This is a genomic window from Streptococcus sp. HMSC065C01 (genome assembly GCF_001813525.1).
GTDB classification, from domain to species: Bacteria; Bacillota; Bacilli; order Lactobacillales; family Streptococcaceae; genus Streptococcus; species Streptococcus parasanguinis_V.
The window spans coordinates 1-3,392 of sequence record NZ_KV812851.1 but is presented as its reverse complement, the minus strand read 5'-3'; the positions used below and the strand labels follow the sequence as shown (position 1 = coordinate 3,392).

Here is a 3,392-nt window from a genome sequence, read left to right as displayed (position 1 = left end):
TTTTCTGTCTAACTTTTGGGGTGCGGTTCACTACACCTATACTTTTTAATTTTGAAAAAAGTATTCCTGAGTGAAAAAATGCATCTGTATAAGAAGTCAATTCTAAAGACTCAATACTTTTTATATCGTATAAGATAAATATGTATGCTTCGTCAGATTTTGAAAATAAATCTGCTTCTTTTAAAGTACTATTATGTATTTTATTAAACCAGATAGTCTTAGAAGATAAGTTTTTACTATTCTTTACTGGACTTATTGTATTGATCAGCAAATTAGGATGTTGGTTGCTAAAATTTAATAAAACTTCAAAAAATTCCTTATCTTCTATTTCTAACTCATGACTCTTGCTCTCTTTGAAAGAAGACATTTCATCGCAAATTAAATCAGTATAAATCTTTATATTTGAGAATTCATTTTCATTATAGTAACTTAGTAACTGATTGAATTTTAATAAAATAAGTTTCTTATCATTCATGATCTACCTCAAATCTTTACTAAATTTCAAAACAATCACATAATTCAAAATTTGTTGCGATATCATATTTTATATTACCATTAAAATCAATTTCTTTCACCCTAGTACTTAGAACATTGTAGTCATTCAATCTCATCTTAAAAACTTCGCTCAATAAAGTAACTAATAGGACTTTGGAAATTGGCGCGTTAAGTTCAAATCTAGGTTCTTTACTATATATAATATCAACTATTGTCTGGAATGAGTATCCTTCCTCATATTGAGAATAAGCTCTTAAACTGCTTTCTATATTCGCAAAAAAACATTTTGGACACGGATTATACCAGTCTTTTTGATATAAATTAGAAATGTATATTTTTGAATTATAAACAAAAGAAATACAAAACTTTACCTGTCTATTTCTAATAGTATCGCAAATTTTATATAAATCACTGGGAATAAATCTATTTAAAAAAATGAATAGACATGAGTCCTGTTTCAAGTTTTCATATTCCTCTTCTTCGATTAAAACTACTTCATCAGAATTAATAAAAGATATAAGCTCTTTAAAATCATTATTATTAGTATAAACATTTATTTGTTTTATAGAAAAATTAGGATCTGGTAACCTATATATCAAATCGGACTGTAATAAAAAATCAATAACTTCGACATGTTCTCCACTGAACTCCTTTTCAAATATTTCGTCCGTCACATAGAGAATTCCCTCTTGATCTATTTTAGTAAAAAATTCTAATAATTCTTTATTATCAACTATTGTAATTCCCTTTGAATTCTGAATTATTCCTTTACCATTGATGGTGTTTATGATAAACTGTCTAATTTTGTACATTGGTTATGAATCCTCCTAGCCAAAATGAGTGATAAAAGATGTCATAAATTTAAATCATAATCTATAAACATCCAATTAACAAAACAGCTCCTTAATCATAAAGACCAGGAGCTAAAAACTTAGCGATCAATAATACCGCAATATCTATTTTTACAAATTTAAAGTAAAATGGTCATTTATCAGAGTAGTGCTACAAGATTAAGTAAACCATGAAAAACTACAGAGCTTCGTAATCTACCCGTCCTTAAAAATAATAAAGAAGCTAAAATACCAAATACTAACCTATTAAGCAAATTAACTAAACTATAATCCATGGCGTGACTAAGAGCAAAGATTACAGAAGATAAAAATACTGCAATTATTATTTTAAGGGAATAACCTGACTTTACCTTTTCAAAAATATAACTCAACAAGATTTTACGAAATATAATCTCCTCGAGAAGAGGTGCTGCAAATACTATTAGTAATAAATTTAAAAAGTTCCCTCGTATAAGTTCTAAACCATATTCATTTAACTTTAAATTTATATTATTTTCAAAAAACAGACTGTTCAATCTGACCAACGCTAAATTTAAAAGAATCGCAAATATAATATATGCTGTCTCCAATAAAACACTAACAGGCTGCTCATTTTTTTTTATAGGTTCAATCTTTAAAGAATAATCAAGGGATACACTATAAAGAAAGATACTCGTTGCCACACCTACAATATACATATGAACAAAGTTAAAGTTAATCCAAGATACAGTATAGAGGAATAATATTAAAAGTAACTGACTTCCATGATTATATGACTTATTCATTTACGGTAGAACCTATTTATAACACAATTTCTTCTTCAATGTACTCAGCCATCGTTAAACTTGCACTTCCTCCTCCTCTTGAACAACAACAGCAATAAACTACAATGTTAACATTATTACCTCCACTATTCCCGTTGTTCCCTCCCGAATTACCTCCACGTTTTTTTGAACTTGTTGTAATACCGTAGGTAGATTTATCCTGACTATTCCCGTTTAAAGTAGAGCCAATTGATGTAGGTTTATTTGGGGTTTTTGACATATAAAAATCTCCTTTTTTTTTTTGCTATTATAATATAACTCTCATAGATTGTCAAGTGAAATTTTAATATCATTTAATAGTTCTCTTCGAATGGTTAAAGTCAGCAATAATTGTTTTCGTAGATACCATATTTTTCGAAGTCAATTAACCACCTCTACTACAAGGTAGATCAGTTGACATGACTTGATTTCCCTATATAGATCCAATCAACTTTAAAGAGTCCTCTCGATTGGCTAAGCGAATCTTCTGAAGTCTCATATAATTTGGACTCAAATCAAAGGTTTATCCATCTAACAGTTCCAACATTGTTATATAGCGATTGTTATTGCTTCGGTTTGAAGCAAGTGTTAACTATTGAATCATTAACAATTAATATATTACTTTAACAATAAGATTGCATGTAAAATCATAATGCCCATTTCTTTTACGTGTTTGTTTTTTTACGATCCTGTTTATATTACCATTTTCAATTACAGTATTGTCCTTTTGAACTTTTCAGGAATTTTGAAATTAACTAGCACTATAAGCTCAATTTATGCTATAATATTTTCATCCATATGCTAACTTCAATTAATAAATATCGTTATTAATTATAATTGATCGCTATTTTAAAATACCAAATACCGTGACTAATATAAGCTTCAATACAATCCACTAAATTTTTAGAATACATACTTAGAGGTCTTCGTTTTGATTCAATTTTTAAAAAATATAATTATTACTCACAAAAATAAAATTGTTGTTATTTTCTTTCTTCAAGCCATACTTACAATTCTTTCATTATTTATTCCTAACCTGTACTCAAGTTTTTTAGATTTATTAGCTTATTCTAAAGAAAAAAATAATATTATTTCTCTATGTATTGCTATTTGCTTAGTCACTTTGAGTAATATTTTAATCAACTATTTTTATACTGTTATCTCTTTATCTTTAAAAAACAAGATCTCATTCCAATTAAACCTAGCATTGATTAACTATTTAAAAAAAGTCCCTTTAGAATATTTTAATAAATATAATCATAGT

Annotated in this window: 5 protein-coding genes; 1 reads left to right on the top strand and 4 read right to left on the bottom strand. The window is 27.3% G+C overall.

What is annotated here, in order from left to right; translation table 11 throughout:
- The 4 genes from HMPREF2918_RS04500 to HMPREF2918_RS04485 form a co-directional block, all read right to left on the bottom strand.
- The coding region (locus HMPREF2918_RS04500) for a hypothetical protein (protein ID WP_141751581.1) at positions 1-475 on the bottom strand (475 nt) is incomplete at its 3' end.
- Positions 476-494: 19 nt separating this feature from the next.
- Positions 495-1,307 carry an McbB family protein gene (locus tag HMPREF2918_RS04495; RefSeq protein ID WP_070594700.1) on the bottom strand — a complete coding sequence of 271 codons (813 nt, stop codon included), beginning with the start codon at positions 1,305-1,307 and terminating at the stop codon, positions 495-497.
- 179 nt (positions 1,308-1,486) lie between these two features.
- The gene (locus tag HMPREF2918_RS04490) at positions 1,487-2,110 is read right to left on the bottom strand and encodes a CPBP family intramembrane glutamic endopeptidase (RefSeq protein ID WP_070594699.1); all 624 of its coding nucleotides are present in this window, start codon (positions 2,108-2,110) and stop codon (positions 1,487-1,489) included.
- A gap of 16 nt (positions 2,111-2,126) precedes the next feature.
- Positions 2,127-2,369 carry a hypothetical protein gene (locus HMPREF2918_RS04485; RefSeq protein ID WP_070594698.1) on the bottom strand — a complete coding sequence of 81 codons (243 nt, stop codon included), beginning with the start codon at positions 2,367-2,369 and terminating at the stop codon, positions 2,127-2,129.
- Between the two features lie 690 nt (positions 2,370-3,059).
- On the opposite strand from HMPREF2918_RS04485, the gene HMPREF2918_RS11435 reads away from it, so the two are divergent.
- Positions 3,060-3,392 (top strand): 6TM ABC transporter family protein (locus HMPREF2918_RS11435; RefSeq protein WP_218108101.1); only part of this gene is annotated, 333 nt, incomplete at its 3' end.